The 24,587-nt window shown below is 62.2% G+C and carries 18 protein-coding genes; 7 read left to right on the plus strand and 11 right to left on the minus strand.

Features of this window, described 5'->3' with window-relative positions; genetic code table 11:
* Positions 1–45: 45 nt before the first annotated feature.
* The 5 genes from topA to SLW74_RS22850 form a co-directional block, all read right to left on the minus strand.
* Positions 46–2,649, minus strand: a complete 2,604-nt coding sequence (gene topA / locus SLW74_RS22830; RefSeq protein WP_410930203.1) for a type I DNA topoisomerase — start codon at positions 2,647–2,649, stop codon at positions 46–48.
* Between the two features lie 109 nt (positions 2,650–2,758).
* Complete coding sequence (locus SLW74_RS22835; RefSeq protein ID WP_065988576.1) at positions 2,759–2,995, minus strand: DUF1653 domain-containing protein; 237 nt, start codon at positions 2,993–2,995, stop codon at positions 2,759–2,761.
* Between the two features lie 102 nt (positions 2,996–3,097).
* Positions 3,098–4,273: an acetyl-CoA C-acyltransferase FadA gene (gene fadA / locus SLW74_RS22840; RefSeq protein WP_410930204.1), complete on the minus strand. Its 1,176-nt coding sequence runs from the start codon at positions 4,271–4,273 to the stop codon at positions 3,098–3,100.
* A gap of 23 nt (positions 4,274–4,296) precedes the next feature.
* A complete protein-coding gene (gene fadB / locus SLW74_RS22845; RefSeq protein WP_410930205.1) occupies positions 4,297–6,444 on the minus strand; it encodes a fatty acid oxidation complex subunit alpha FadB in 2,148 nt (715 codons plus the stop codon).
* 572 nt (positions 6,445–7,016) lie between these two features.
* Entirely contained in the window at positions 7,017–7,454 is a 438-nt protein-coding gene (locus SLW74_RS22850; RefSeq protein ID WP_410930206.1) for a hypothetical protein, read from the minus strand.
* A 110-nt stretch (positions 7,455–7,564) separates the two neighbouring features.
* On the opposite strand from SLW74_RS22850, the gene SLW74_RS22855 reads away from it, so the two are divergent.
* Entirely contained in the window at positions 7,565–8,008 is a 444-nt protein-coding gene (locus tag SLW74_RS22855; protein ID WP_192130178.1) for a universal stress protein, read from the plus strand.
* A gap of 69 nt (positions 8,009–8,077) precedes the next feature.
* Here the strand turns inward: SLW74_RS22855 and SLW74_RS22860 are convergent, their stop codons facing one another.
* A complete protein-coding gene (locus tag SLW74_RS22860; protein WP_410930207.1) occupies positions 8,078–9,988 on the minus strand; it encodes an ATP-binding cassette domain-containing protein in 1,911 nt (636 codons plus the stop codon).
* Between the two features lie 213 nt (positions 9,989–10,201).
* Here SLW74_RS22860 and SLW74_RS22865 point away from each other — a divergent pair, with 213 nt between their 5' ends.
* Positions 10,202–12,130, plus strand: coding sequence for a transglycosylase SLT domain-containing protein (locus tag SLW74_RS22865; RefSeq protein WP_192130176.1), 1,929 nt, complete (start codon positions 10,202–10,204; stop codon positions 12,128–12,130).
* 169 nt (positions 12,131–12,299) lie between these two features.
* Here SLW74_RS22865 and SLW74_RS22870 read toward each other — a convergent pair whose 3' ends face one another.
* Together SLW74_RS22870 and SLW74_RS22875 are read right to left on the minus strand one after the other, a co-directional pair.
* Complete coding sequence (locus SLW74_RS22870) at positions 12,300–13,106, minus strand: MOSC domain-containing protein (RefSeq protein WP_410930208.1); 807 nt, start codon at positions 13,104–13,106, stop codon at positions 12,300–12,302.
* 117 nt (positions 13,107–13,223) lie between these two features.
* Positions 13,224–14,150, minus strand: a complete 927-nt coding sequence (locus SLW74_RS22875) for a chemotaxis protein CheV (RefSeq protein ID WP_065988584.1) — start codon at positions 14,148–14,150, stop codon at positions 13,224–13,226.
* A gap of 552 nt (positions 14,151–14,702) precedes the next feature.
* On the opposite strand from SLW74_RS22875, the gene SLW74_RS22880 reads away from it, so the two are divergent.
* From SLW74_RS22880 to SLW74_RS22890, 3 genes are all read left to right on the plus strand, one after another.
* Positions 14,703–15,206 (plus strand): hypothetical protein, encoded by a 504-nt coding sequence (locus tag SLW74_RS22880; protein WP_410930209.1) that lies wholly within the window; start codon positions 14,703–14,705, stop codon positions 15,204–15,206.
* A gap of 358 nt (positions 15,207–15,564) precedes the next feature.
* Positions 15,565–16,401 carry a sensor histidine kinase gene (locus tag SLW74_RS22885; protein WP_244160343.1) on the plus strand — a complete coding sequence of 279 codons (837 nt, stop codon included), beginning with the start codon at positions 15,565–15,567 and terminating at the stop codon, positions 16,399–16,401.
* Complete coding sequence (locus SLW74_RS22890) at positions 16,398–17,060, plus strand: response regulator transcription factor (protein ID WP_192130172.1); 663 nt, start codon at positions 16,398–16,400, stop codon at positions 17,058–17,060. Before SLW74_RS22885 ends, SLW74_RS22890 begins: the two co-directional genes overlap by 4 nt.
* Before the next feature lie 47 nt (positions 17,061–17,107).
* Here the strand turns inward: SLW74_RS22890 and yegS are convergent, their stop codons facing one another.
* Positions 17,108–18,016: a lipid kinase YegS gene (yegS, locus tag SLW74_RS22895; RefSeq protein ID WP_369319700.1), complete on the minus strand. Its 909-nt coding sequence runs from the start codon at positions 18,014–18,016 to the stop codon at positions 17,108–17,110.
* A gap of 451 nt (positions 18,017–18,467) precedes the next feature.
* Here yegS and SLW74_RS22900 point away from each other — a divergent pair, with 451 nt between their 5' ends.
* Complete coding sequence (locus SLW74_RS22900) at positions 18,468–19,919, plus strand: mannose-1-phosphate guanylyltransferase/mannose-6-phosphate isomerase (protein ID WP_410930210.1); 1,452 nt, start codon at positions 18,468–18,470, stop codon at positions 19,917–19,919.
* A 905-nt stretch (positions 19,920–20,824) separates the two neighbouring features.
* On the opposite strand, the gene SLW74_RS22905 is transcribed toward SLW74_RS22900, so the two are convergent.
* A complete protein-coding gene (locus SLW74_RS22905; RefSeq protein WP_410930211.1) occupies positions 20,825–21,709 on the minus strand; it encodes a LysR family transcriptional regulator in 885 nt (294 codons plus the stop codon).
* 152 nt (positions 21,710–21,861) lie between these two features.
* On the opposite strand from SLW74_RS22905, the gene SLW74_RS22910 reads away from it, so the two are divergent.
* Positions 21,862–23,391, plus strand: a complete 1,530-nt coding sequence (locus SLW74_RS22910) for an MFS transporter (protein WP_410930212.1) — start codon at positions 21,862–21,864, stop codon at positions 23,389–23,391.
* 24 nt (positions 23,392–23,415) lie between these two features.
* Here SLW74_RS22910 and SLW74_RS22915 read toward each other — a convergent pair whose 3' ends face one another.
* The gene (locus SLW74_RS22915; RefSeq protein ID WP_410930213.1) at positions 23,416–24,552 is read right to left on the minus strand and encodes a glycerate kinase; all 1,137 of its coding nucleotides are present in this window, start codon (positions 24,550–24,552) and stop codon (positions 23,416–23,418) included.
* Between the last annotated feature and the right edge of the window lie 35 nt (positions 24,553–24,587).

The raw sequence follows: 24,587 nt of genomic DNA on the forward strand, positions 1-24,587 counted from the left end.
TAACGCAAAGCGTCGGGGCTGACCAGTCGGATCGAGATCAAACGATCAACGCTTGTCCTCGACCTTCCACTTGCCGCCGTCGTAAAAAGCACGCCAGCCAGTAGGCTTGCCCTCCACTTCGGTCTGCACGTACTGCTCCTTGGATTTGCGGCTGTAGCGGATCACCGCCGGACGACCATCGGGATCCTTCTTCGGCGCTTCGCACAAGAAGTGGTACTTAGGATCGATCTCGTCCTTGTGCGGCGCAATTTCCATGACTAGGGGTGCACGGGTCTCGCGGTTTTTCGGGAACTGGCTGGCCGCCAGGAACAACCCGGAAGCACCATCGCGCAGGATGTAGGTGTCGTCGACCTTGTCGCACTTGAGCTCCGGCATCTTCACCGGGTCCATCTTCGGCGGTGCGGCTTCACCGCTTTTCAGCAGCTTGCGGGTGTTCTTGCAGTTGGTGCAGCCGAAGAACTTGCCGAAACGGCCGGTCTTGAGCTGCATTTCGCCGCCGCACTTGTCGCACTCGACGCTCGGGCCCTCGTAGCCCTTGATGCGGTACGTGCCCTCTTCGATCTCGTAACCCGAGCAATCCGGGTTGTTGCCGCAGATGTGCAGCTTGTGCTTCTCATCTAGCAGGTACGCATCCATCGCGGTGCTGCAGATCGGGCAGCGATGCTTGCCACGCAGTACGCGGGATTCGGACTCGCCCTCATCGTCGTCGGCGATTTCGTCGCCCGGCGTGAGGTTGACCGTGGCCTTGCAGCGCTCTTTCGGCGGCAGGCTGTAGCCCGAGCAGCCGAGGAACACGCCGGTGGACGCGGTACGAATCTGCATCGGGCGGCCGCAGACCTTGCACGGGATGTCAGTCATCACCGGCTGGTTGGCGCGCATGCCGCTGTCGGGTGCTTCGGCCACTTCGAGTTTCTTCTTGAAGTCACCGTAGAACTCGTCGAGGACGTTCTTCCAGTCGCGCTGCCCGTGGGCCACGTCGTCGAGGTTTTCTTCCATGCCGGCGGTAAAGCCGTAGTCCATCAGGTTCGAGAAGCTTTCGGACAAACGCTCGGTGACGATATCGCCCATCTTTTCGGAATAGAAACGACGGTTGTGCAGGGCCACGTAACCACGGTCCTGAATCGTCGAAATGATCGCCGCATAGGTCGATGGACGACCGATGCCGCGTTTTTCCATTTCCTTGACCAGGCTCGCTTCCGAGTAACGCGCAGGCGGCTTGGTGAAATGCTGGCTCGGGTCGAGCTTGATCAGCTTCAGCTTGTCGCCCTGGGCCATGTCCGGCAGTACGTCATCATCGCCCGGCTTGCTCATTTGCGGCAGCACGCGGGTGTAGCCGTCGAACTTCAGGATGCGGCCCTTGGCGCGGAGCTCGAAATCGCCGGCCGCGACGCTGACAGTGGTCGACAGGTATTGCGCAGGCGGCATCTGGCAGGCCACGAACTGGCGCCAGATCAGCTCGTACAGACGCTCGGCGTCGCGCTCCATGCCGGTCAGCTTGCTCGGGTGCGTGTTGACGTCGGAGGGACGAATCGCTTCGTGAGCCTCTTGCGCGCCTTCCTTGCTGCTGTAGACGATCGGCGATTCCGGCAGGTACTTCTTGCCGAACTCGGTTTCGATGTAGGTGCGGGCCATGGCCACAGCGTCAGCCGACAGGTTGGTCGAGTCCGTACGCATGTAGGTGATGTAACCGGCTTCGTACAGACGCTGGGCCATCATCATGGTTTTCTTAACGCCGTAGCCCAGGCGGTTGCTCGCAGCCTGTTGCAGCGTGGACGTGATGAAGGGCGCCGACGGCTTGCTGCTGGTCGGTTTGTCCTCACGCTTGCTGATGCTGTAGGCCGAGGCCTTGAGCTTCTCCAGCGCCGCCATGGCGGTCGCTTCATTCAGCGGCTTGAAGGCTTCGCCTTTCTCGCGAGCGACTTCGAAGCGAACGTTGGCGCCCTTGGCGGTGCCGAGGTCTGCGTGGATCTCCCAGTACTCTTCCGGGTTGAACGCACGGATTTCACGCTCGCGCTCCACCACCAGTTTCACTGCCACGGACTGCACTCGGCCGGCCGACAGACCGCGAGCGATCTTCTGCCACAGCAGCGGCGACACCATGTAACCGACGACGCGGTCGAGGAAACGGCGTGCCTGCTGGGCATTCACGCGGTCGATATCGAGCTCGCCCGGTTTGGAGAAGGCTTCCTGAATGGCTTTTTTGGTGATCTCGTTGAAGACCACACGCTTGTAGCGCGAATCGTCGCCGCCGATGGCTTCGCGCAGGTGCCAGGCAATGGCTTCCCCTTCGCGGTCCAAGTCCGTCGCGAGATAGATGGTGTCGGCGTCTTTGGCCAGGCGGCGCAATTCGTCGATCACCTTCTCTTTGCCGGGAAGGATTTCGTACTTGGCCTTCCAGCCGTGATCCGGATCGACACCCATGCGCGCCACGAGCTGGCGCTTGGCCTTTTCCTTGGCCGACAGGACGGGCGCTTCGGCCACGGCCTTGCCGCGCTTGGCAGCAGGCTCTTTGGAGGCGCTAGCCGAACCGCTGGTGGGCAGGTCTCGGATATGGCCGATACTCGACTTCACCACGTACTGGTTGCCCAGGTACTTGTTGATGGTCTTGGCCTTAGCCGGGGATTCCACAATGACCAGCGATTTGCCCATGGATCGGAAAATTCCTAATGCGAGAAAAAAGACGTCAGAGCCGTCGAGGCCCCGCTATATATAGTGGCTGAAAGGTGAGGTCAAGCAATGGCTGCTGCGAGGTCCCGCCTCAGGGCCGGGGAAAAAGATCCGGTTCGGCCTGGACCAAAGCAAAGCGCGGCACTTGCTCGCCGTCAACCTCAACTGACTGCAGAAACATGCTCAAAGGGCGTACCCACAGGCCGTATTCGCCGTACAGCGCCTGATAGCACACCACTTCTTCTTCGGTCTCCGAATGCCGCGCGACACCGATAACACGGTATTCAGGGCCTTTGTAGTGACGGTAGAGACCTGGCTGTAGCGGCATGCGGGGAACCTCGGGTGTGACAAGAAAAAAAATGGCGAAAATACATTTCCGGAAAAAAACAAAAGCCGGGGCACCAGGCCCCGGCTCGCACACTGACACCGTTTAGACGCGTTCGAATACGGTGGTGATGCCCTGACCCAGACCGATGCACATGGTGGCAACACCCAGGGTGCCGCCATTCTGCTTCATCACGTTGAGCAAGGTGCCGGAAATCCGCGCCCCCGAGCAACCGAACGGGTGACCCAAGGCAATGGCGCCGCCGTGCAGGTTAACCTTCTCGTCCATCTTGTCGAGCACTTTCAGATCTTTCAGCACCGGCAGGGCCTGTGCAGCGAACGCTTCGTTGAGCTCGAAGTAGTCGATATCAGCGATGCTCAGCCCCGCGCGCTTGAGCGCTTTCTGAGTCGCCGGAACCGGTCCGTAACCCATGATTGCGGGGTCGACACCGGCCACTGCCATGGAGCGGATCACCGCCAGGGGCTGGATGCCGAGGTCCATGGCGCGCTGGCCGGACATCACGATCATGCACGACGCACCGTCGGTGATTTGTGACGAGGTGCCGGCCGTGACCGTACCGCCTTTCGGGTTGAACGCAGGCTTGAGGGCCGCCAGGCTTTCCAGCGTCGTCTCCGGACGAATGGTCTCGTCGTAGTCGAACATCTTCAGGAAACCGTTCTCGTCGTAGCCCTGCATCGGGATGATTTCGTCCTTGAATTTCCCTTCCAGCGTGGCCTTCTGCGCGAGTCTGTGGGAACGCACACCGAACGCATCCTGCGCCTCACGGGTGATGCCGTGCATCTTGCCCAGCATTTCGGCGGTCAGGCCCATCATGCCGGAGGCTTTGGCGGCGTACAGCGACATGTGCGGGTTCGGGTCGACACCGTGCATCATGCCGACGTGGCCCATGTGCTCGACACCGCCGATGACGAAGACGTCACCGTTGTTGCTCATGATGGCCTGCGCCGCCGTGTGCAGCGCGCTCATGGACGAACCACACAGACGGCTGACCGTCTGTGCTGCGGAGGTGTGCGGAATCTGGGTCATCAGCGACGCCAAGCGCGCGATGTTCCAGCCCTGCTCCAGGGTCTGGTTGACGCAGCCCCAGATCACGTCCTCGACTTCCGCCGGGTCAACCTTGTTGTTGCGTTCCAGCAATTTGCTGATCAGGTGCGCCGACATGTCTTCGGCGCGGGTATTGCGGTGCATGCCACCCTTGGAGCGGCCCATCGGTGTGCGACCGAAGTCGACAATCACGACGTCTCTCGGATTCAAGCTCATATCTTCACCTGTTCGTTGGGCACTTAGCCGAAGAAGCGCTGGCCGGTCTTGGCCATTTCACGCAGCTTCGCAGTGGGGTGGTACAGAGCGCCCAGATCAGCGTATTGGTCAGCCAGGGCGACGAATTCAGCAACACCGATCGAATCGATGTAGCGCAGCGCGCCACCGCGGAACGGAGGGAAGCCGATGCCGTAGATCAGGCCCATGTCGGCCTCGGCCGCCGTGTCGACGATGCCGTCTTCCAGGCAACGCACGGTTTCAAGGCAGAGCGGGATCATCATCCAGTTGATGATGTCTTCGTCGCTGACTTCACGCTGCTCGTAGATCACTGGCTTGAGCACTTCCAGCACGAAAGCGTCGACCACTTTCTTCGGCTTGCCCTGCTTGTCGGTCTCGTAGACGTAGAAGCCCTTGCCATTCTTCTGGCCCAGGCGATTGGCGTCGTACAAGGCGTCGACAGCGGTGCGGCGATCGTCCTTCATGCGGTCCGGGAAACCTTCAGCCATGACGTCGCGACCGTGGTGGCCGGTGTCGATGCCGACCACGTCCATCAGGTACGCCGGGCCCATTGGCCAGCCGAATTTTTCCATGACCTTGTCGATGCGCACGAAGTCGACACCGGCGCTGACCAGCTTGGCGAAACCGCCGAAGTACGGGAACAGGATGCGATTGACCAAAAAGCCCGGGCAGTCGTTGACCACGATCGGGTTCTTGCCCATTTTCTTGGCGTAGGCCACGGTGGTCGCCACGGCGACTTCGCTGGACTTCTCGCCACGGATGACTTCGACCAGCGGCATCATGTGCACCGGGTTGAAGAAGTGCATGCCGACGAAGTTTTCCGGACGCTTGAGGGCCTTGGCCAGCAAGCTGATGGAGATCGTCGAGGTGTTGGAAGCGAGAATGGTGTCTTCACCCACCTGCCCTTCCACTTCGGCCAGCACGGCCTGCTTGACTTTCGGATTCTCGACCACGGCTTCGACGACGAGGTCGACGGTGCCGAAATCGCCGTAGGACAGCGTAGGACGAATCGCGTTGAGCGCTTCGGCCATCTTCGCGGAGGTCAGACGGCCTTTTTCGACGCGCTTGCCCAGCAGCTTCGATGCTTCGCCCAGGCCCAGTGCGATGGCTTCTTCACGGATGTCCTTCATCAGGATCGGCGTGCCTTTGACCGCCGACTGATAGGCGATGCCGCCGCCCATGATGCCGGCGCCCAGTACGGCGGCCTGCTTCACGTCCTTGGCCACTTCGTCGTAGACCTTGGCTTTCTTTTTCAGCTCCTGATCGTTCAGGAACAGGCCGATCAGGCTCGCGGCGGCCGAGGTCTTGGCCATCTTCACGAAACCGGCCGCTTCCACTTCCAGCGCTTTGTCGCGACCGAAATTGGCGGCTTTCTGGATGGTCTTGATCGCTTCGACCGGAGCCGGGTAGTTCGGGCCGGCCTGGCCTGCCACGAAACCCTTGGCGGTTTCAAAGGCCATCATCTGCTCGATGGCGTTGAGCTTGAGCTTGTCCAGCTTCGGCTGACGCTTGGCCTTGAAATCGAACTCGCCGGAGATGGCGCGTTTGATCAGGTCCAGAGCAGCTTCCTGCAGTTTGCCCGGGGCGACCACTGCATCGACGGCGCCCACTTTCAGTGCGTCTTCGGCGCTGTTGTCTTTGCCGGACGCGATCCACTCGACGGCGTTATCCACACCGATCAGACGTGGCAGACGGACTGTACCGCCGAAGCCCGGGTAGATGCCGAGTTTGACTTCTGGCAGGCCGACCTTGGCGGTGGCGGACATGACGCGGAAGTCAGCGGCCAGGCACATCTCCAGACCACCGCCCAGCGCGACGCCGTTGATGGCCGCGAGGGTGGGCACGTTGAGGTCTTCGAACGCGCTGAAAATCTTGTTGGCTTCGAGGTTGCCGGCGACGAGTTCAGCGTCCGGCAGCTTGAAGTTATCGACGAACTCGGTGATGTCGGCGCCGACGATGAACACGTCCTTGCCGCTGGTGACGATGACGCCCTTGATCGAGCTGTCGGCCTTGATGGCTTCGATGGCCTGACTGAGGTCGTTGAGGGTGAGACGATTGAACTTATTGACGGACTCACCCTTGAGGTCGAACTGCAGTTCGACGATGCCACTTTCAAGAGCCTTAACCGTGATGGCTTTACCTTCGTAAATCATCAACTGATCTCCACGATATGGAAGCTGAACAATACGCATCAGACGCTGAGATCCGGCGCTATGCACGACGTTGCCGTCGAGGCGAAACACCAAACGCCAGTCACCCCGTCGACGCGATTCGAGCGTCTGTCAGAGCATTCCTACGGCAAACGCTCAATTCATACGCCCGTTTGATTTGGGTGCGGCTACCTTCTGCCATATTCCAGCAATTGTCAATTCAGCACACAGCGGGCAAAACAGGCAAATCGCAGGTAAAAAGCGCGCCTGATACGGGCCCATTCAAGGTAATGATTGCTTCAGTGACGGCAGCCGCTGATCAAGCGCTGGCGCGTGGAGAAGCTTGGCACGGAGGGAATAAAAAGCAGCACGGCAGCAGACAAATGCACCATTAAGGTCTACATTCAGCGCACTGCGCATCAAGACGGGTCATTTAAGCGTCGCCACCAAGCGATATGTGACCCCGGTCGCGGCATTGCACCGCACCGCACAGGAATTACGGCCTGCCTGGCCAACCCCGGCCCGATGTTGTTATCGGGCTTTTTAATGCCCGTGATTCGGGCATCGGGGGCGGATTACGCCAAGGCCTTCAGCACCGCTGCAATGTGCTGCAACACATCGGGTTCGCCACGTTCGGCCCAGTACAGGGCAATCAGCTGCTTGCCCGCTTCCACCTTGTAGACGTCTGCCGGCAGCGTCTTGAACTGCTCAAGCAGCCGCGGATCTTCACACGGCTCGCGCCACTGGTTAAGCCACACGCCCGGTTCCATCTGCCAGTACACCCAGACATCGGGCGCACGTGCGGTACGAGGCCGGTGATACTGCGGGCACGGGCTCGGCGGCTCGGTCGGCACCCAGTGCGGCCACTCCTGGGGGATCAACTGCATGGCCAGCCCCATTCGACGCGCCTGCATGCGCATGGCCATTCTGCCGCTCTGGGAGCGCGACGGGCGCAGCCAGACCATCGGACTTAAAACCACCGCGATGATTGACAGAACGATCCACACCGTCATATTTGTACGCCCCCCGCGGCGGCAAGCGGCGGGCGGACCACATCGGCGTGCCAGAGGCGCGTGAAAAGAGCCATAATCAAAACCATCGCAAACCTCAGAAGGAAAACCCCATGTCCTATGTACATATTCTGGTAGCCGTGGACCTCACTGAAGAGTGCGATCCGGTGATCAAAAAAGCCATGGCGCTGGCATTGGCCGGCGGCTCGAAGCTTTCGCTGGTGCACATCGTCGAACCCATGGCCATGGCCTTCGGTGGCGATGTCCCCATGGACCTGTCGCAGCTGCAACAACAGCAGTTCGATCAGGCCAAGGAAAAGCTGGAAGCGCTGAAACGCAAATACCCTGACGTCAAAACCGGCGACAGCCATCTCACCTATGGCCAGCCGCGTCAGGAAATCCACAACCTGGCGAAGGAGCACCAGGTCGACCTGATCGTTGTCGGCAGCCATGGCCGACACGGTCTGTCGCTGCTGCTCGGTTCCACCGCCAATGACGTGCTGCACGGCGCACCGTGCGACGTACTGGCTGTGCGACTGGTCAAGCGCGTCGACTGATTCAGGCCCGCAAACAAAAGCCCGGCCCTTGAAAAAGGACCGGGCTTTTTTAGGGCCGCAGGTGACCGATCACTCGTCCAGCTCGGCCCAACGCTCAAGCAGCCCGTCCAGTTCGCCTTGGAGGCTTTCCAGCTGCGCCATCACGGCAGTGGTTTGCTCTGAAGGACGCTGATAGAAACCGGCCTCGGCCATCTCGGCAGTGAGCGCAGCCATTTGCGCCTCTACACCGTCGATCTGCGCGGGCAGCGCTTCCAGCTCGCGTTGCAGCTTATAGCTGAGCTTCTTTTTCGCGACGGGCATTTCGGCCGCCGCGACGGGTGCTGCCTGAACCACGGCAGTGGCCAGCTCGGACTTGCCGGACTTGCTGTCGGTGACGCCCAGCAGACGCGGCGAGCCGCCCTGACGAATCCAGTCCTGATAGCCGCCAACGAACTCGCGGACCTTGCCCTCGCCTTCGAACACCAGGGTGCTGGTGACGACGTTATCGAGGAATGCCCGGTCGTGGCTGACCATCAGCACGGTGCCCTTGAAGGTCAGCAGCACTTCTTCAAGGAGCTCGAGGGTCTCGACGTCCAGGTCGTTGGTCGGTTCGTCGAGGACCAGCAAGTTGGCCGGTTTGCTGAACAGTTTGGCAAGCAGCAGACGCGCCCGCTCACCACCCGACAATGCCTTGACTGGCGTCCGCGCCCGCTGCGGGCTGAACAGGAAATCGCCCAGGTAGCTGAGGACGTGACGGCTCTGGCCGTCGATGTCGATGAAGTCGCGCCCTTCGGCGACGTTATCGATCACGGTCTTTTCCAGATCGAGCTGGTGACGCAACTGGTCGAAGTAGGCGACGTCCAGACGGGTGCCGACTTCCACCTTGCCGCTGGTGGGCTGGAGGTTGTCGAGCATCAGCTTGAGCAGCGTCGTCTTGCCGGTGCCGTTGGCGCCGAGCAGACCGATGCGGTCTTCGCGCTGCAGGACCATGGAGAAGTCCTTGATCAGCATCGGGCCGCCCGGGTGAGCGAAGCTGACGTTGTCGAGCACCATCACCTGCTTGCCGGATTTGTCTGCCGTGTCGAGCTGAATGTTGGCCTTGCCGGTGCGTTCGCGGCGGTCGCTGCGCTCGACGCGCAATGCCTTCAGGGCGCGTACGCGGCCTTCGTTACGGGTACGACGGGCCTTGATGCCCTGACGAATCCACACTTCTTCCTGGGCCAGACGCTTGTCGAACAGCGCGTTGGCGGTTTCTTCCGCCGCGAGCATGGCTTCCTTGTGCACCAGGAAGCTGGCGTAGTCGCCATCCCAGTCGATCAGGCCGCCACGGTCGAGCTCCAGAATGCGGGTCGCGAGGTTCTGCAGGAAGGACCGGTCGTGGGTGATGAACAACACCGCGCCCTGGAATTCCTTCAAGGCTTCTTCGAGCCAGGCAATCGCGCCGATGTCGAGGTGGTTGGTCGGTTCGTCGAGCATCAGCAGATCAGGCTCGGACACCAGCGCCTGGGCCAGCAACACGCGACGACGCCAGCCACCGGACAGTTCGGCGAGGGTCTTGTCGGCCGGCAGTTGCAGACGGCTGAGGGTGCTGTCCACCAACTGCTGCAGGCGCCAGCCGTCACGGGCTTCGAGGTCCGACTGCACGTGCATCAGCTTGTCGAGGTCTTCGGCAGTGACGATGTTCTGGCTGAGATGGTGGTACTGAGCGAGCAGCTCGCCCACGCCGTCCAGGCCTTCGGCCACCACGTCAAACACGGTACGGCCGTCAGCGACCGGCAACTCCTGCGGGAGCTCGCCGATCTTCAGGCCGGGGGCGCGCCAGACATTGCCGTCGTCGGGCATCTGAATGCCTTTGACGAGCTTCAACATGCTGGACTTGCCCGTGCCGTTGCGGCCAATGATGCAGACCCGCTCACCACGGGCGATCTGCCAGGACACCTTGTCCAACAACGGCATGGCGCCGAACGCAAGGGACACATCGCTGAATTTGAGCAGGGTCATGAGCTTCTCCAAAAACCGGGCGCGCATTCTACCTGAGATAACCCGGCAGAGGGGCGGCTAATCGATGACAGGACGTCGTCCGGACCCGGTGGCCGGCCGATTGTAGGCCGGGTTTGTTTCCATCCATCACGACGGGCGAGGCAGCGCTTCAACCCGCGCGGGCAACAGGCTAAGCTAGCCGCACTTTTCACGATGCATCTGAACGGAAGTCTCATGCGCAGTCGTTTCTTCAGCCTTTTGTCCTGCCTGCTTCTGTCGGCCACCGCTGCCCAGTCCGTCCAAGCGGTCGATCTCACCACCCAGCGTCAGTATTACGATGAAGCCAAACGCGCTTTGGCCAAGGGCGACAGCGGCCCTTATCGCACCTATGCCGCCGCGCTGGCGGATTACCCCCTCGAGCCGTATCTGGCCTACGACGAACTCACCGCACGCCTGAACAGCGCGAGTGACGAGGAAGTCGAAAAATTCTTCGCCGAGCATGGCGACCTGCCGCAAGCCAACTACATGAAGCTGCGCTGGCTGCGACTGCTGGCCTCGCGCGGTGACTGGCAGCCCTTCGTCAAGTATTACGACCCCAAGCTGAATTTCGTCGAACTCGACTGCCTGTACGGCTCCTATCAGCTCAGCCATAACCAGCGCTCGGAAGGCTATGCCAACGCCGAGAAGACCTGGATGACGGGCAAGACGCTGCCGGCAGCCTGCGACACGTTTTTCACCCAGTGGGCGGTCGAAGGTCAGCTGACCGAGCAGAAACGCTGGCAGCGCGCCAAGCTCGCTGCGCAAGGGCGCAACTATGCGCTGGCCAATCAGCTGGTCAACAGCATGACGACCCTCGCGCCCCAGGGCCGTTTGCTGATCGCCGTGGCGCAGAAGCCGGAAATGGTCAACAACCAGGGCCAGTTCATGCCGGCCGACGAGGCCATGTCCGATGTGGTGGGTCTGGGCCTGCGCCGTCTGGCCAAGCAGGACCCGCAGCGGGCCATGGAACTGCTCGACAGTTACGCGCCGGTGCTGCATTTCTCCCATGAAGAACAGGTGCAGATCGCCAAGGAAATCGGCCTGACCCTCGCCCGCAGTTACGACGGCCGTGCCCTTGAGGTCATGACCAAGTACGACCCGGACCTGCGCGACAACACCGTCACCGAATGGCGCCTGCGCCTGTTGCTGCGACTGGGCCGCTGGAGTGACGCGTACGAGCTGACCCGTCGCCTGCCCCAAGACCTGGCGACCACCAACCGCTGGCGTTACTGGCAGGCCCGCTCCCTGGAGCTGGCCCAGCCCAACAGCCCACTGCTGCCGGGGCTGTACAAGGCGGTCGCAAAGGAGCGCGATTTCTACGGTTTCCTCGCCGCCGACCGCACCCAGACGCCCTACATGCTTAATAACAAGCCGTTGGCGATGAGTCAGGCGCTGATGACCAAGGTGCGCAACACCCCAGGTGTGCGCCGCGCGCTGGAGTTCTACGATCGCGGGCAGATCGTCGACGGTCGCCGCGAGTGGTACCACGTTACCCGTCGCTTCAGCCGTGACGAAATGGTTGCCCAGGCCAAACTGGCGTACGACATGCACTGGTACTTCCCGGCGATTCGCACCATCAGCCAGGCGCAGTACTGGGACGACCTCGACATTCGCTTCCCGATGGCCCACCGCGACACCCTGGTGCGTGAAGCGCAGGTTCGCGGGCTGCATTCAAGCTGGGTATTTGCGATCACGCGACAGGAAAGCGCGTTCATGGACGACGCCCGCTCCGGCGTCGGTGCCGCAGGCTTGATGCAACTGATGCCTGCGACGGCCAAAGAGACCGCACGCAAATTCAGTATTCCTCTGGCCTCGCCGGCGCAGGTACTCGATCCGGACAAGAACATCCAGCTCGGCGCCGCGTACCTGAGCCAGGTCCATGCGCAGTTCAATGGCAACCGGGTGCTGGCTTCGGCGGCGTATAACGCAGGCCCGGGACGTGTCCGTCAGTGGTTGAGGGGCGCCAACCACCTGGCCTTCGACGTCTGGGTCGAGAGCATTCCGTTCGACGAGACCCGTCAGTACGTGCAGAACGTGCTGTCTTATGCAGTGATCTATGGGCAAAAGCTCAACTCGCCGCAGCCGCTGGTGGACTGGCATGAACGGTTCTTTGATGATTTGTAAGGCTGCGCGGTCGTAGGACCGGCTTTAGCCGGGAAGACATCGGGCTGCACGGCGGAGATTCGCGGCGTGACTGCCGGCCTCTTCCCGGCTAAAGCCGGTCCTACAGTGCGAATCGAGTGCATTTTGTAGGACCGGCTTTAGCCGGGAAAGCGTAAGAGCAAGCGCTCAACTACTCCAGCACCTCAACCTCCATCCCCACCTCGACCTGCCCCGGTCCATTACTCACCAGGTTCTGCCCAAACCAGATCTGACCCTCCCGCTCCCGATACGTCTTCAGCGTCGTCATCGGTTCGCGGTCGGCGCTACGTTCGCCGGTTGCCGGATCTATCGTCGTCAGAATGCAGCGCGAGCAGGGCTTTAACACCCGCAATTCAACGCCGCCAATTCGAATCCGCTTCCAGCCATCCTCCGCAAACGCCTCGGAGCCAGTGACAACCAGATTCGGGCGAAACCGCAGCATCTCCAGCGGGCGGCCGACCTTCTGCGATAAATCATCCAGCGAGGACTGGCCGATCAACAACAGCGGGAAACCGTCAGCAAACCCGACCTTGTCTTCGATCGCCCCGTAACCGGAAGGCAACCCGCGAGCGCGGGCCTTCGGCACATGCACCAGCCGTGTCGGCTTGCCCACCAGGGCACTGACCCAACGCGCCGCGTCTTCGCCCGCGTCCGGCACACGAAAACTGTCGCGCCAGATCGTGATGCCGCGCAGATTGGCCTCTTCATCGGCTGGCACCGGCACATTCAGACTGCCCAGACCGGGGGCCGACAACGTCACGCCACCGCCCTTCCACAGCACCGACAGCTGCGACATCTGCGGCAGCACACGCTGGCTGTAAAAGCGCCCGGTGGCCTCATCCACCAGCATCCAGCGGCGATCACCACTCATGCCCAACTCATCGAAACTGGCCTGCTGCAACGGCTCGGCCATGCAGGATTTGAGGGGGTACCGATACAGTGCGCTGAGGTGAAACATGTACGCGTCCTTATGCCAGAGCGGAAAGCCACCACTCTATACGAGACGCCGGAAAACCAAGCGGTACAGATGCAAAAAAGCCCCTCCATACAGCAAGGGGCTTGAAACAGAACCGGATCAGTTGTCGAGCATGAGCCGCTCGCGGACCACATCGACCAGCTTGTCCGGCTGGAATTTGGAGAGGAAGTTATCGCAGCCGACCTTCTTGACCATGGACTCGTTGAAGCTGCCGGACAGCGAGGTATGCAGCACCACATAGAGGCCGCGCAGGCGGGGGTCGTTGCGGATTTCCGTGGTCAGGCGGTAGCCGTCCATTTCCGGCATCTCGGCGTCGGTAAAGACCATCAGCAGCTTGTCGGTCATCACTTCGCCGGTGTCCGCCCAGCCCTTGAGCATGTTCAGGGCTTTCAACCCGTCACGGGCGACGTGCATTTTTACGCCGAGCTGACCCAAAGTGTCACGCAACTGCGAGAGCGCCACGTTGGAGTCGTCCACCAGCAGCACTTCGCGGCCAATGGCGCGGGTGAGGACCGGATCTTCCAGCTTGTCGCGGGAGACCTTGGCGCTGTACGGCACGATCTCGGCGAGAACTTTCTCCACGTCGATGATCTCCACCAACTGGTCATCGACCTTGCTGATGGCGGTCAGGTAGTGCTGACGCCCGGCGCTGGTCGGTGGTGGCAGGATCGCCTCCCAGTTCATGTTGACGATGCGGTCGACGCCGCCCACCAGAAAGGCCTGAACCGAGCGGTTGTATTCGGTCACGATGATCGTGCTCGAAGGGCCCGGCACCAACGGGCGCATACCGATGGCCTGGGACAGGTCGATGACCGGCAGGGTCTGGCCGCGCAGGTTGACCACGCCGCACACGAACGGATGACGCTGGGGCATCAGCGTCAGCTTGGGCAGTTGCAGGACTTCCTGAACCTTGAATACGTTGATCGCGAACAACTGCCGGCCAGCCAGGCGGAACATGAGGATTTCCAGGCGGTTCTCACCTACCAGCTGTGTACGTTGGTCTACTGTGTCGAGAATGCCAGCCATCTGTTGCTCCTGGAGCAGGGTTCAAGTAAGTCCGCCTACCCTTTATCGGCAGCCCCATGACAGACCTTAATCGGAATAGAATGCGCACGGCGCAATTGATGTCACATTAACATCACCAAAGGCCCGTCGACAGACCTGAGCGCTGGCAGACCGGCGAACGGCGTGGCTTTCAGACGCGCGGCCCGATGACGACCTGCTGCAGAGCGACACCGCGAGTAGGGGTAACCCTTAAGGGCAATCGGGGCGAACCCAATATTCGGCCTTCCCAATAGCCATTACTGTGACGCCCTTCTCGTAAATGAATGGAGTCAGGCATGCGGTTGCGCTCGCGGAAGTATCCCCCTCAGTGGCCGGCCGCCTTGCAACGGACTGTCCTCGCGAGCCCTGTGGGCAGATGAACGTCCGACGCGCTCATGCCGATTACCCCGCCCTGCCCGACCATTCGCAACAATCAGAAACGCCCTACAGACTTTCCAGTGCCTTCAACATTAACTTTGGGCCACTCGCCCCACGCGACCTGACGTCGCCATTTGAGAAGAGTGGAGATTGCACATGCTGAACGGCAATGAATGGCAGCAGCTGCATGCAGAGTTTCTCAGCGATACCCAGACACTCATGTGCCGCGCCGATGAATGCCTCAGCCATCTGGAATTGATCAGCGATGATCGTGACGCGATGGAATGCCTGCTCACCACACTGCAACAGATTGCCGGCGAGGCAGACACCCATGGCGTTGAAACCGTCAGTGGTTTTGCCCGCCAGTTGCGTTACCTCCTTTACTTCGCCCACGCTGCCGGGCAATTGCAGCCAAAGGCATTGCACACCCTCAAATGTTGCTTCGAGCTGATGGCCTGGCAGCTTGAGCTCATCGACCCCCAGACTGGATCGCTGGCGCTTGACGACTGCGAGCAGCGCGATTTGCTGGACGCATTCGCCTGCCAGTGCGGGGCCGGCACGCGGGCGCTCAACGTCGCCGTTAACCCGGGCTGGACGGTCAGTGGCGGGAAGTACGACGGGCTCGCACCCGAGCGTGCCGATCACCGTGAAGCGCCATGAATTGCTGCTGATAGCACCCATCGCACGCCCGTCCCGCACTTGAAAGGCTGGCTGAACGGACCCTCGGCGTTGTGATGGGTGTCAATCAGTGCTCAACCTCAGCCCTCAATAAAACCGACAATTAAGGTACTATCGGCGCGCTCGAAGGGACGCTTGAAGCAGCACTTTTTCGGTCCATTCGAACAGTCGTCTGGACGCGCTATACCCCTACACAGGAAGTTCAGCATTGGGTTGTTCGCAGTGCTCGTTCAAATGGCCTGACAGATCCGTCAGGTGTAGACATCCATTATCGATGGCTTCATTCGCTATGCATGGCAGCAGGAAATTACGTGGCGTTCATCGGATGAACCCCGGCAGCATGATTCGCTGGGCAGCCTTGCTCGGCCTGGCGACCACGGGCTGCAATGTGGTCGCGTATCTGGCGAGCGGCGCGCTGCCGCTGGGGTTGGCGCTTATCAACGGGCTGGCGTTTGCCGGCCTCTGCTACAGCCTGACCCGCCCGAACCGGACCATTCAGTTTCAGCCCAGGGAACTGGCCGAGCACATGCTGCAGGTTCAGGAAACCGAGCGGCATCGTCTGAGCCGCGAGCTGCACGATGACATCGGCCAGATGCTCACGGCGGCAAAAATGCAGAGTGACTGGCTTCAGCGCCGCGCGCCGCAGGCATTGCACGCGCAGTGCACAACGCTCATCAACACCCTCGATGAAACCCTGGCGAAGGTTCGCGACGTGTCCGCCATCCTCAACCCCCGCCAGTTGACCAGCCTGGGACTGGAAGCCAGCCTGCGCGCGCATTTGCTGCGCACGCTGTCGGCCACGTCCGTGCAGTGGAGCCTGGAATGCCAGCAGCGCCTGGACGGTATTCCCGAAGAAATCGCCGTGGCGGCCTTCCGGATTACCCAGGAGGCCGTCACCAACATGCTGCGCCACGCCCAGGCAAAAAACCTGCGCGTGCAACTGCAGCGTCGTCCGGAAGGGTTGTCGCTGAGCATTCGCGATGATGGCCTCGGGTTCGCCCCGGCGCTGAGCCCCGCTGGACAGGGACAGCGCGGTATGGCCGGCATGGCGGAGCGCGCGAGCCTGTTGGGCGGTGAATTGAGCGTCGCAAGCGAGCCCGGACAAGGCACCTCCATTCAGGCGTTGTTTCCGTGGGCGCCGCGTGTTCGCGGACGCGCCAATGGCAGCAAGCCGTGAGGGTCTGCAACGTGCTGCTGGTGGATGATCACGCGCTGATCCGCGCCGGTGTTCGCGCGCTGGTGTCAGACATTCCGGGTTACGCCGTCATTGGCGAGGCCAGCGACGGCCATCAGTTGCTGGAAATGAGCCTGCAGCTGAAACCCGACATCATTTTGCTCGACATCTCCATGGGAGACAGCGACGGTCTGGAGGCCCTGCAACGCCTGCGCCGGACGCTTCCGCACAGCAGGGTGCTGATTCTGTCGATGCACACCGAGCCGTGCCTGATCATGGGCGCGCTGGCCAGCGGCGCCCACGGCTATCTTCTCAAGGATGCGACCGCCAGCGAGATCGAGCACGCGCTGAACGCCCTGCGCGATGGCGAACGCTACCTGAGCCCGGCCATCGCTCACACGGTCATCAGCCAGGCGCTGGTCAGCAGCCAGATCGCACCTGCCGAACCCGCCGAGAACCACAACCTGACCGCGCGGCAGCTGGAAATCCTGCGGCTGGTCGTGCGGGGCACCTCCACCCGCGAGATCGCTGCCGGCCTCGGCCTGAGCGTCAAAACGGTGGAAACCCATCGCGCGCAAATCATGAAGCGGCTGCACATCTACGACGTGCCCGGGCTGGTGCTGTTCTGTGTGAGGGAGCGAATCATCAGCCTGGATGACTGACGGCGCCGGATGAGCACGCGGGCGCGGCTCATCCGACATTTCAAGGCTCAGGCGAGCTGTCGCGTCTGCCCCAGCAGCGGCGAATGCGACGGCAGGTGAACGCGCAACGCACCCGCTCGCGCCTCGAAACGGTTTGCTTCGCCGCTCAGGGGTTCGCCGTCGAGGTTGATATTCAGCCCCTGCGCCGACTTGAGCTCCACCCACGGCAGCCGCGCCCGAACGAACATGTTGTCGAGGCCCAGACCGCCTTCGAGCAGGCTCTTCAGGGTGCTCACCACCTCCTGGGGCGCTGGCAGAATGCTGATGTCCAGCAGCCCGTCATCGGCCAGGGCTTCCGGGCACAACGGATGGCCACCGCCCGCCTGACGACCGTTGCCGATCCCCAGCGCCAGCATCTCGCCCTTCCAGTGAAAGTCCGGGCCGTTGAATTCGCCGTAGGCGGCCTTCAACTCACTGAAACGTGTGAGGCCGGTGAACAGATAGGCCGCACCGCCGAGGATTTTTTTGAGGTCTTCGGAGGTGTTGGCGGTGACCTGGCTGCCAAACCCGCCGGTGGCCATGTTGAGGAACATTTGCCCGCCCACGACCCCCATGTCGACCGGGCGCGCCGGGACGTCCAGCAGGTCGAGGGCCTGATCGGGTTCCAGCGGCACGCCCGCCGAACGGGCGAAGTCGTTGGCGGTGCCCAGCGGCATGATCACCAGGCTGGCGTCGACTTCAGACAGCGCCAGCGCCTCCGCCACGTCCCGCAGCGTGCCATCGCCGCCACCGGCGATGATGTGCCGATGACCGGCCTCCAGCCCCTCACGTACCAGGCGCTGGGCATCCCCCGCTTCCCAGGTCACGCGCACGTCCAGTTCCCAGCCATGTTTGCGCTTGCGCTCCACCGCCTCGCGGACATCCTCGTTGAGCGCCTGCTTGCCGTGAAGAATCAGTAATGCCCTGCGCGCTGTCATATCCCTTCCTTCTACCTGTACGAATTGATGCGTGATGTGTTGACCGCGCCCGCTGCAAAAAAAGCCCGTGGGGGAAAAATCTTTTGAGCCAGTGTCCCGGATGAGAGACGTTTTAAATACCTCCGGACAGCCGTGAAATGGCAGGTCGAGAGCCCAGTGATGGCAAAAAGTCTTGCGCGGCAGGGACTTAGACAAGGCTGCTCCTCCTCTGCCCTGCGCCCCGATGCTGCCACTGCCACAGCCCTTACGGTCAGTGCCCCGCAAATAAGGGACGAGAGGCGTTAATTCTGCGTTACCGACCCTTGAAATGCATCGGAGGAAAGCGCTTAATCGACAAATAATTGGCTAATTTGACCGGCCCCGAATTAAAAGTCAGTAAATTGACTTTTTACCGATTGGCCTGGCATGCCGCCGAGTCATTGATTCACGGATCGAAAAGGCGAGAAACGACATGCAACTGATTCCCTGCATTATTGCTGGCGGCGCCGGCACCCGGCTGTGGCCTGTTTCACGGGAGGCGATGCCCAAACCCTTCATACGCCTGCCGGACGGCGAAAGCCTGCTGCAGAAGACGTTCAACCGCGCCAGCCAGCTGGACGGCGTGGGAAGCGTTCTCACCGTCACCAATCGGGATGTGTATTTCCGCACTGTCGATGAATATCGGCTGCTGAACAAGCACCAATTGGCGCTCGAGTTTCTGCTCGAGCCGTTCGGCCGCAACACTGCCCCTGCCATCGCTGCGGCGGCGCTGCACGTTCAGGCGCGCTACGGCGACGACGCGCAGCTGCTGATCCTGCCGGCTGACCAGCTCATCAGTGACGTCGCCGCCTTCGAGACGGCCGTGCAAAGCGCACGCAAACTGGCCGACGAAGGCTGGCTGGTGACGTTCGGGCTGATTCCCTCCCGCGCAGAGACCGGTTTTGGTTACATCGAGAAAGGCCAGGCCCTCGGTGGCGAGGCCTACCAGGTCGCGCGCTTCGTCGAGAAACCCGACGCCGTCACTGCCCAGAACTATCTCGCAGGCGGTCTGCATTTGTGGAACGCCGGGATGTTCTGCATGCGCGTCGATGTGCTGCTGAACGAAATGGACACTCACGCGCCGGAGGTGCTGGCCGCCGTGCGCCATTGCCTGTCGCAGTGCAACACCAAGGAAGGCCGCAACGAGCTGCAGATCGAACTGGACAGCACGACCTTCGCCCAGGCACCTGACATTTCCATCGATTACGCGTTGATGGAGCGTTCGCAGAAGGTCGCGGTGGTGCCCTGCGAGATGGGCTGGAGCGATATCGGTTCGTGGCGCGCCATTCGCGAGCTGGCCCCGGCGGATGAAAACGGCAACCAGTGCAACGGCCAGGTGGTGCTGCACGACGTGACCAACTGCTACATCGACTCGAAAAAACGCCTGGTGGGTGCGGTGGGTCTGGATAATCTGATCATCATCGACACGCCGGATGCTTTGTTGATCGCCGACGCCGATCGCAGTCAGGAGGTCAAGATCATCGCTCAGGAGCTCAAGCGTCAGGGTCATCCGGCGTATCTGTTGCACAACACCGTTACCCGGCCGTGGGGGACTTATACGGTGCTTGAGGAGGGCAAGCGCTTCAAGATCAAGCGCATCGTGGTGAAACCGCAGGCGTCTTTGTCGCTGCAGATGCATCACCACCGCAGTGAGCACTGGATTGTGGTCAGTGGCATGGCGCGTGTTACGAATGGCGAGAAGGAGTTCATGCTCGACACCAATGAGTCGACGTTCATTCAGCCCGGCCACACCCATCGCTTGGTCAATCCGGGGGTGATTGATCTGGTGATGATCGAGGTGCAGAGCGGGGAGTATCTGGGGGAAGACGATATTGTCCGGTTTACCGATGTGTATGGGCGGGTGCCTGAGGCTGCGAAAGCTTAGGCGTAGTCTGATTAGATCAAGATCAAGGGCGTCGGCCTAACGGCCTCGGTTTCGCCTTCGGCGAGTTACTTGGAAAAGCACCCCAAGTAACCAAGGGTGCTTGCTCCTGGTTGGGCCCTTCGTTCCTCAGGGTTCCTTCACTCCGGTCCCGCTCCGTGGGCCCGCCGCCATCCGCCATCCATGGCGGGGGGCGGCTCTCGCGGCATCCATGCCGCTCGGCCCACTCCGCGAGACCTGCGTTCAGCCTGCACCAAGTCGCGTTTCGCGGTGTCTGGGCTAGCGCGTATAAAATCAAAAGCGAAGGCAAGAGCAGAAGCTTCCCGGCTAAAGCCGGTCCTACGACGCGTGCAGCAGTCAATAGGCCTCACTTGATCGTGCCCACGCTCCGCGTGGGAATGCATCTCGTGACGCTCCGCGTCACCTTCCCCGGCCTGAATGCGCGTTGTCTGCGGGACGCGGAGCGTCCGGAGGGGCGTTACCACGCGGAGCGTGGGAACGATCGGAATCGATGCTGAGCGAACCGTCCCTTTCCCGGCTAAAGCCGGTCCCACCACAGACCGCGCGCTCCCGTAGGACCGGCTTCAGCCGGGAAGCTTTTGATCTGCTTAAACGCGCCTTTGATCTTGATCTTCATACACAAAAGGCTCAAACACCGCTAATCGCGACTTGGGTGCAGGCTGAACGCAGGTCTCGCGCAGTGGGCCGAGCCGCAGGGATGCGGCGAGAGCGCCGTCAGGACATGGATGTCCGTTCGGCGCGGGCCCACGGAGCGAGACCGGAGTGAAGGAACCCCGACGCAGGAGGGGCCCAACCAGGAGCAAGCACCCTTGGTTACTTGGGGTGCTTTTCCAAGTAACTCGCCGAAGGCGAAACCGAGGCCGTTAGGCCGACGCCCTTGATCTTTTTTACAGCGCCCCCGCGCCCTTGCCGCCCTTGACGTACTCAATAAACCTCATCACCGCCGGGGCCTTCTCGTAGCGTCGGTGGATCAGCGACAACGACGAGCTCGGCTGACAATCCTCAATCCGCCGATACACCACATTCGGCAAACGAATATGATCAACCACCGACTCCGGCACCACCGCCACACCCTGCCCCAGACTCACCAACGCAATCACCGACACCAGCCCTCCCGGCTGCGGACCCAGCGTCGGCGCAAAACCGCCGTGGGCCGCCACCTCCAGCGTGCCGGAAATCTGCTCGGGGAGAATGAACGTCTCGTTCTGCAGATTCACCGCAGTGATGACCTTCAACTTGCCCAGCCACGAACTGTCCGGCAGCGCCAGGGCGAAACCCTCCGTCAGCAACTCCACGGCGCTCAAGGCATCCGGCAGCTGCATGGGAGAACGGATAAAACCCACGTCCAGCCGCCCCTCCTCGATCAGCCGCGGCAGCGTCGGCATCAGGTGCTCGTTGATACTGAATTCAACCCCACCATAGCGCTGCCGAAACTGACTGACGTGTTGCTGCAACACCCCGGAAAACACCGCTGAGGCGACGTAGCCCAACTCGATCCTGCCGGCCTCGCCACGGCCGGCGCGCTGGACGTTGTACTGCGCGGTCTCAAACTGCCGCACCGCAAGCTCCGCCTCGATCTGCAGCGCGCGCCCGGCCTCCGTCAGCCTCACCTCCCGCTGTTCCCGCAGAAACAGTCGGGTGCCCAAGGCATTTTCCAAGTCCTGAATCTGACGCGTCAGCGTCGGCGGCGCGATGCCCAACTGCTCGGCCGCGCGGGTGAAATGCCGATGGCGGGCGACCGCCAGAAAGTAGCGAAAATGGCGGATTTCCATGGAGCGTTACCTGGCAGGTAATGAAAACGCGAGGCGCGGGTAACAGAGCATAGGGCATATCCGCTTACTCTGTTGCGGCGAAGCACCACCCCGCCCCACTTCTTCACCACCCGCGTTAGTCCGCACCTAACAGCCCCCCCGGAGCCCCGCACATGTCTCGACCCAGCCCCCGCATGACCCTGCTCACGGCCTCCGGCGTGTGCGCGCTGATCGTGCTCGACACCAATATTGTCGCCGTGACCCTGCCGAGCATCGCGCGGGACCTGAATGCCGGGTTCGCCGACATCGAGTGGGTCGTCAGCGCCTACATGCTGGCCTTCGCCGCGCTGCTGCTGCCGGCGGGCAGTCTGGCCGATCGCTTTGGCCGCAAGCGCATGCTGGTCACCGGGCTGGTGCTGTTCATTCTGGCCTCGCTGGGCTGCGGCGCGGCGCCGGACATTCTGTTCCTCGACATCGCCCGGGCGATCAAGGGCGTCGGCGCGGCGCTTCTGCTGACCTCGGCGCTGGCGACCATCGGCCACGTTTTCCACGATGAAGCCGAGCGCGCCAAAGCCTGGGCGTTCTGGGGCGCCTGCATGGGCGTGGCCATGACCGCAGCGCCCACGGTGGGCGGGCTGATCGCCGACCTGATTGGCTGGCGCTGGATTTTCTACCTGAACCTGCCGGTGGGGTTGGGCTTGCTGCTGATGGTGTTGCGTCACATCGAGGAGTCGCGCAACGAGCAGTCGGCGCGTCTCGACCCGTGGGGCAGCCTGTTTTTCAGCGCCAGCCTGCTGAGCTTGATCTGGGGCCTGATCGAAGCCAACCGAATCGGCTGGGACCACCCGCTCACGTCCATGCGTCTGGCAGCGGGGGCCGTGCTCCTCGTGCTGTTCGTCATCGCCGAGCGCCTGCAACGGCGGCCGATGGTCGATTTGCAGCTGTTCAACTACCCGCGCTTCATCGGCGCCCTGCTCGGGATGTTCGCCTACGCCGGCTGCGCCCAGGTGATGATGACGTTGCTGCCGTTTTACCTGCAAAACGGCCTGGGCTTCAGCGCCATCGGCTCGGGCCTGGGCATGCTGCCCTTCGCGATCACCATGTTGCTGCTGCCGCGCTTCGGGCCGACGCTGTCACGGCACCTGTCGCCGGCCGCCATGATGGCGCTGGGCCTGACCCTCGTCGGCATCGGCAACCTGCTGTGCGCCTGGGCCACAGGGATTGGCGGCTACCCGGCGTTCGCGGCGGCGATGGCGGTGACCGGTGCGGGCGCGGGCTTGCTCAATGGCGACACGCAGAAAAACATCATGGCCTGCGTGCCACGGGAACGCACCGGCATGGCGTCGGGGATGAGCACGACCATGCGTTTCAGCGCGATCATGCTGGCGATCGGCGTCTACGGCGCGCTGCTCGCCAGTCATACGCTCGGTTCGCTGAAAGACTCACTGGCGACTGTCACGCCCCGTCTTCTCGATCAGGCCGAGCACATCGCGTCACGGGTGGTGGCCGGCGACATGCACGCCGCGCTGCAAACCATGGATGCCGGCGCGCGGGGTATGATTGAGCCGCTGGCCCGGGATGCCTTCGTCTCGGGCTTCGGCTCGGTGCTGTGGGTGGCAGGTCTGATCGCGCTGTTCGCGGCGGTGCTGGTGGGCACGTTGATGCGCAAACCGATTCCGCTGATGCACCTGAAGACCGCCTGATCGACGGAAACGATCAGGCCAGCGTCAACGGGCAGCGAGGGCCCACACCCGGGCGATATCCCGCACGCGGTCGTGGAGCAACGTCGCCGCGTTGGCGCAGGCGAATTCCAGCGTCATCGGCCCGCTGGTCACCGCGAACGCGGCGCTGATGCCGTGGGCATAGAGGTCGGCGTAGCCCTCGCCCAGTGTCCCGGCCAGCACAATGACCGGCACGTTGTGGCGCTGCGCTATCCGGGCGACGCCGAACGGCGTTTTGCCGCGCAAGGTCTGGGCGTCGAAACGGCCTTCGCCAGTGATCACCAGGTCTGCACCCTCCAGCGCCTCGGCCAGCCCGGTCAGGTCGGCCACCACCTCCACACCGGGGCGGAACGACGCGTTCAAATAGGCCTTGGCCGCGAAGCCCATGCCGCCTGCTGCGCCGCTTCCCGGATATTCGCTCTCGTCGCGGCCCAGCGCCTGAGCCGAGTGCTCGGCGAAATGCCCCAGCGCTGCGTCCAGCGCCAGCACCTGTTCAGGTGACGCGCCCTTCTGCGGGCCGAAGATGTGCGACGCGCCTTGCACGCCGCAGAGGGGATTGTTGACGTCGGCGGCGACTTCGAACTGCACGCAGTTCAAGCGCGGGTCGAGCCCGGTCAGGTCGATTCGCGCCAGTTGCGCCAGGGCCAGACCACCGGCCGGTAGGGGCTGGTCGTCGTGATCAAGAAAGCGCGCGCCCAGCGCCGAGAGCATGCCCGTGCCGGCATCATTGGTCGCGCTGCCGCCGATGGCCAGAATCACCCGGTCGGCGCCGGCATCCAGAGCGGCCTTGATCAGCTCGCCGGTACCAAACGTGCTGGTGGTGGTTGCGTCGCGCTGTTCCAGGCTCAGCAGTTGCAAACCGCTGGCCGTGGCCATCTCAATGATTGCCGTGCGCGTTTCCGGCAGCCAGCCCCACTGTGCCAGAACCGGTTCAGCAAGCGGTCCGCTGACCTGACTGCTCATCCATTCACCGTCGCAGGCGGCCAATACCGCTTCGATGGTGCCCTCCCCGCCATCGGCCATCGGGCACTCGACTAGTTCTGCGTCTGGCCAGACATCCCTCAGCCCGCGGGCAATGGCTTGGGCGACACTCTGGGCGCTGAGGCTGTCTTTGAAAGAGTCCGGGGCGATGACGATTTTCATATTGTTCTCCTTGTCTGAGGGCCGATCTTCGCACC

The organism is Pseudomonas sp. W5-36 (assembly GCF_046540455.1).
GTDB lineage: Bacteria > Pseudomonadota > Gammaproteobacteria > Pseudomonadales > Pseudomonadaceae > Aquipseudomonas > Aquipseudomonas graminis_B.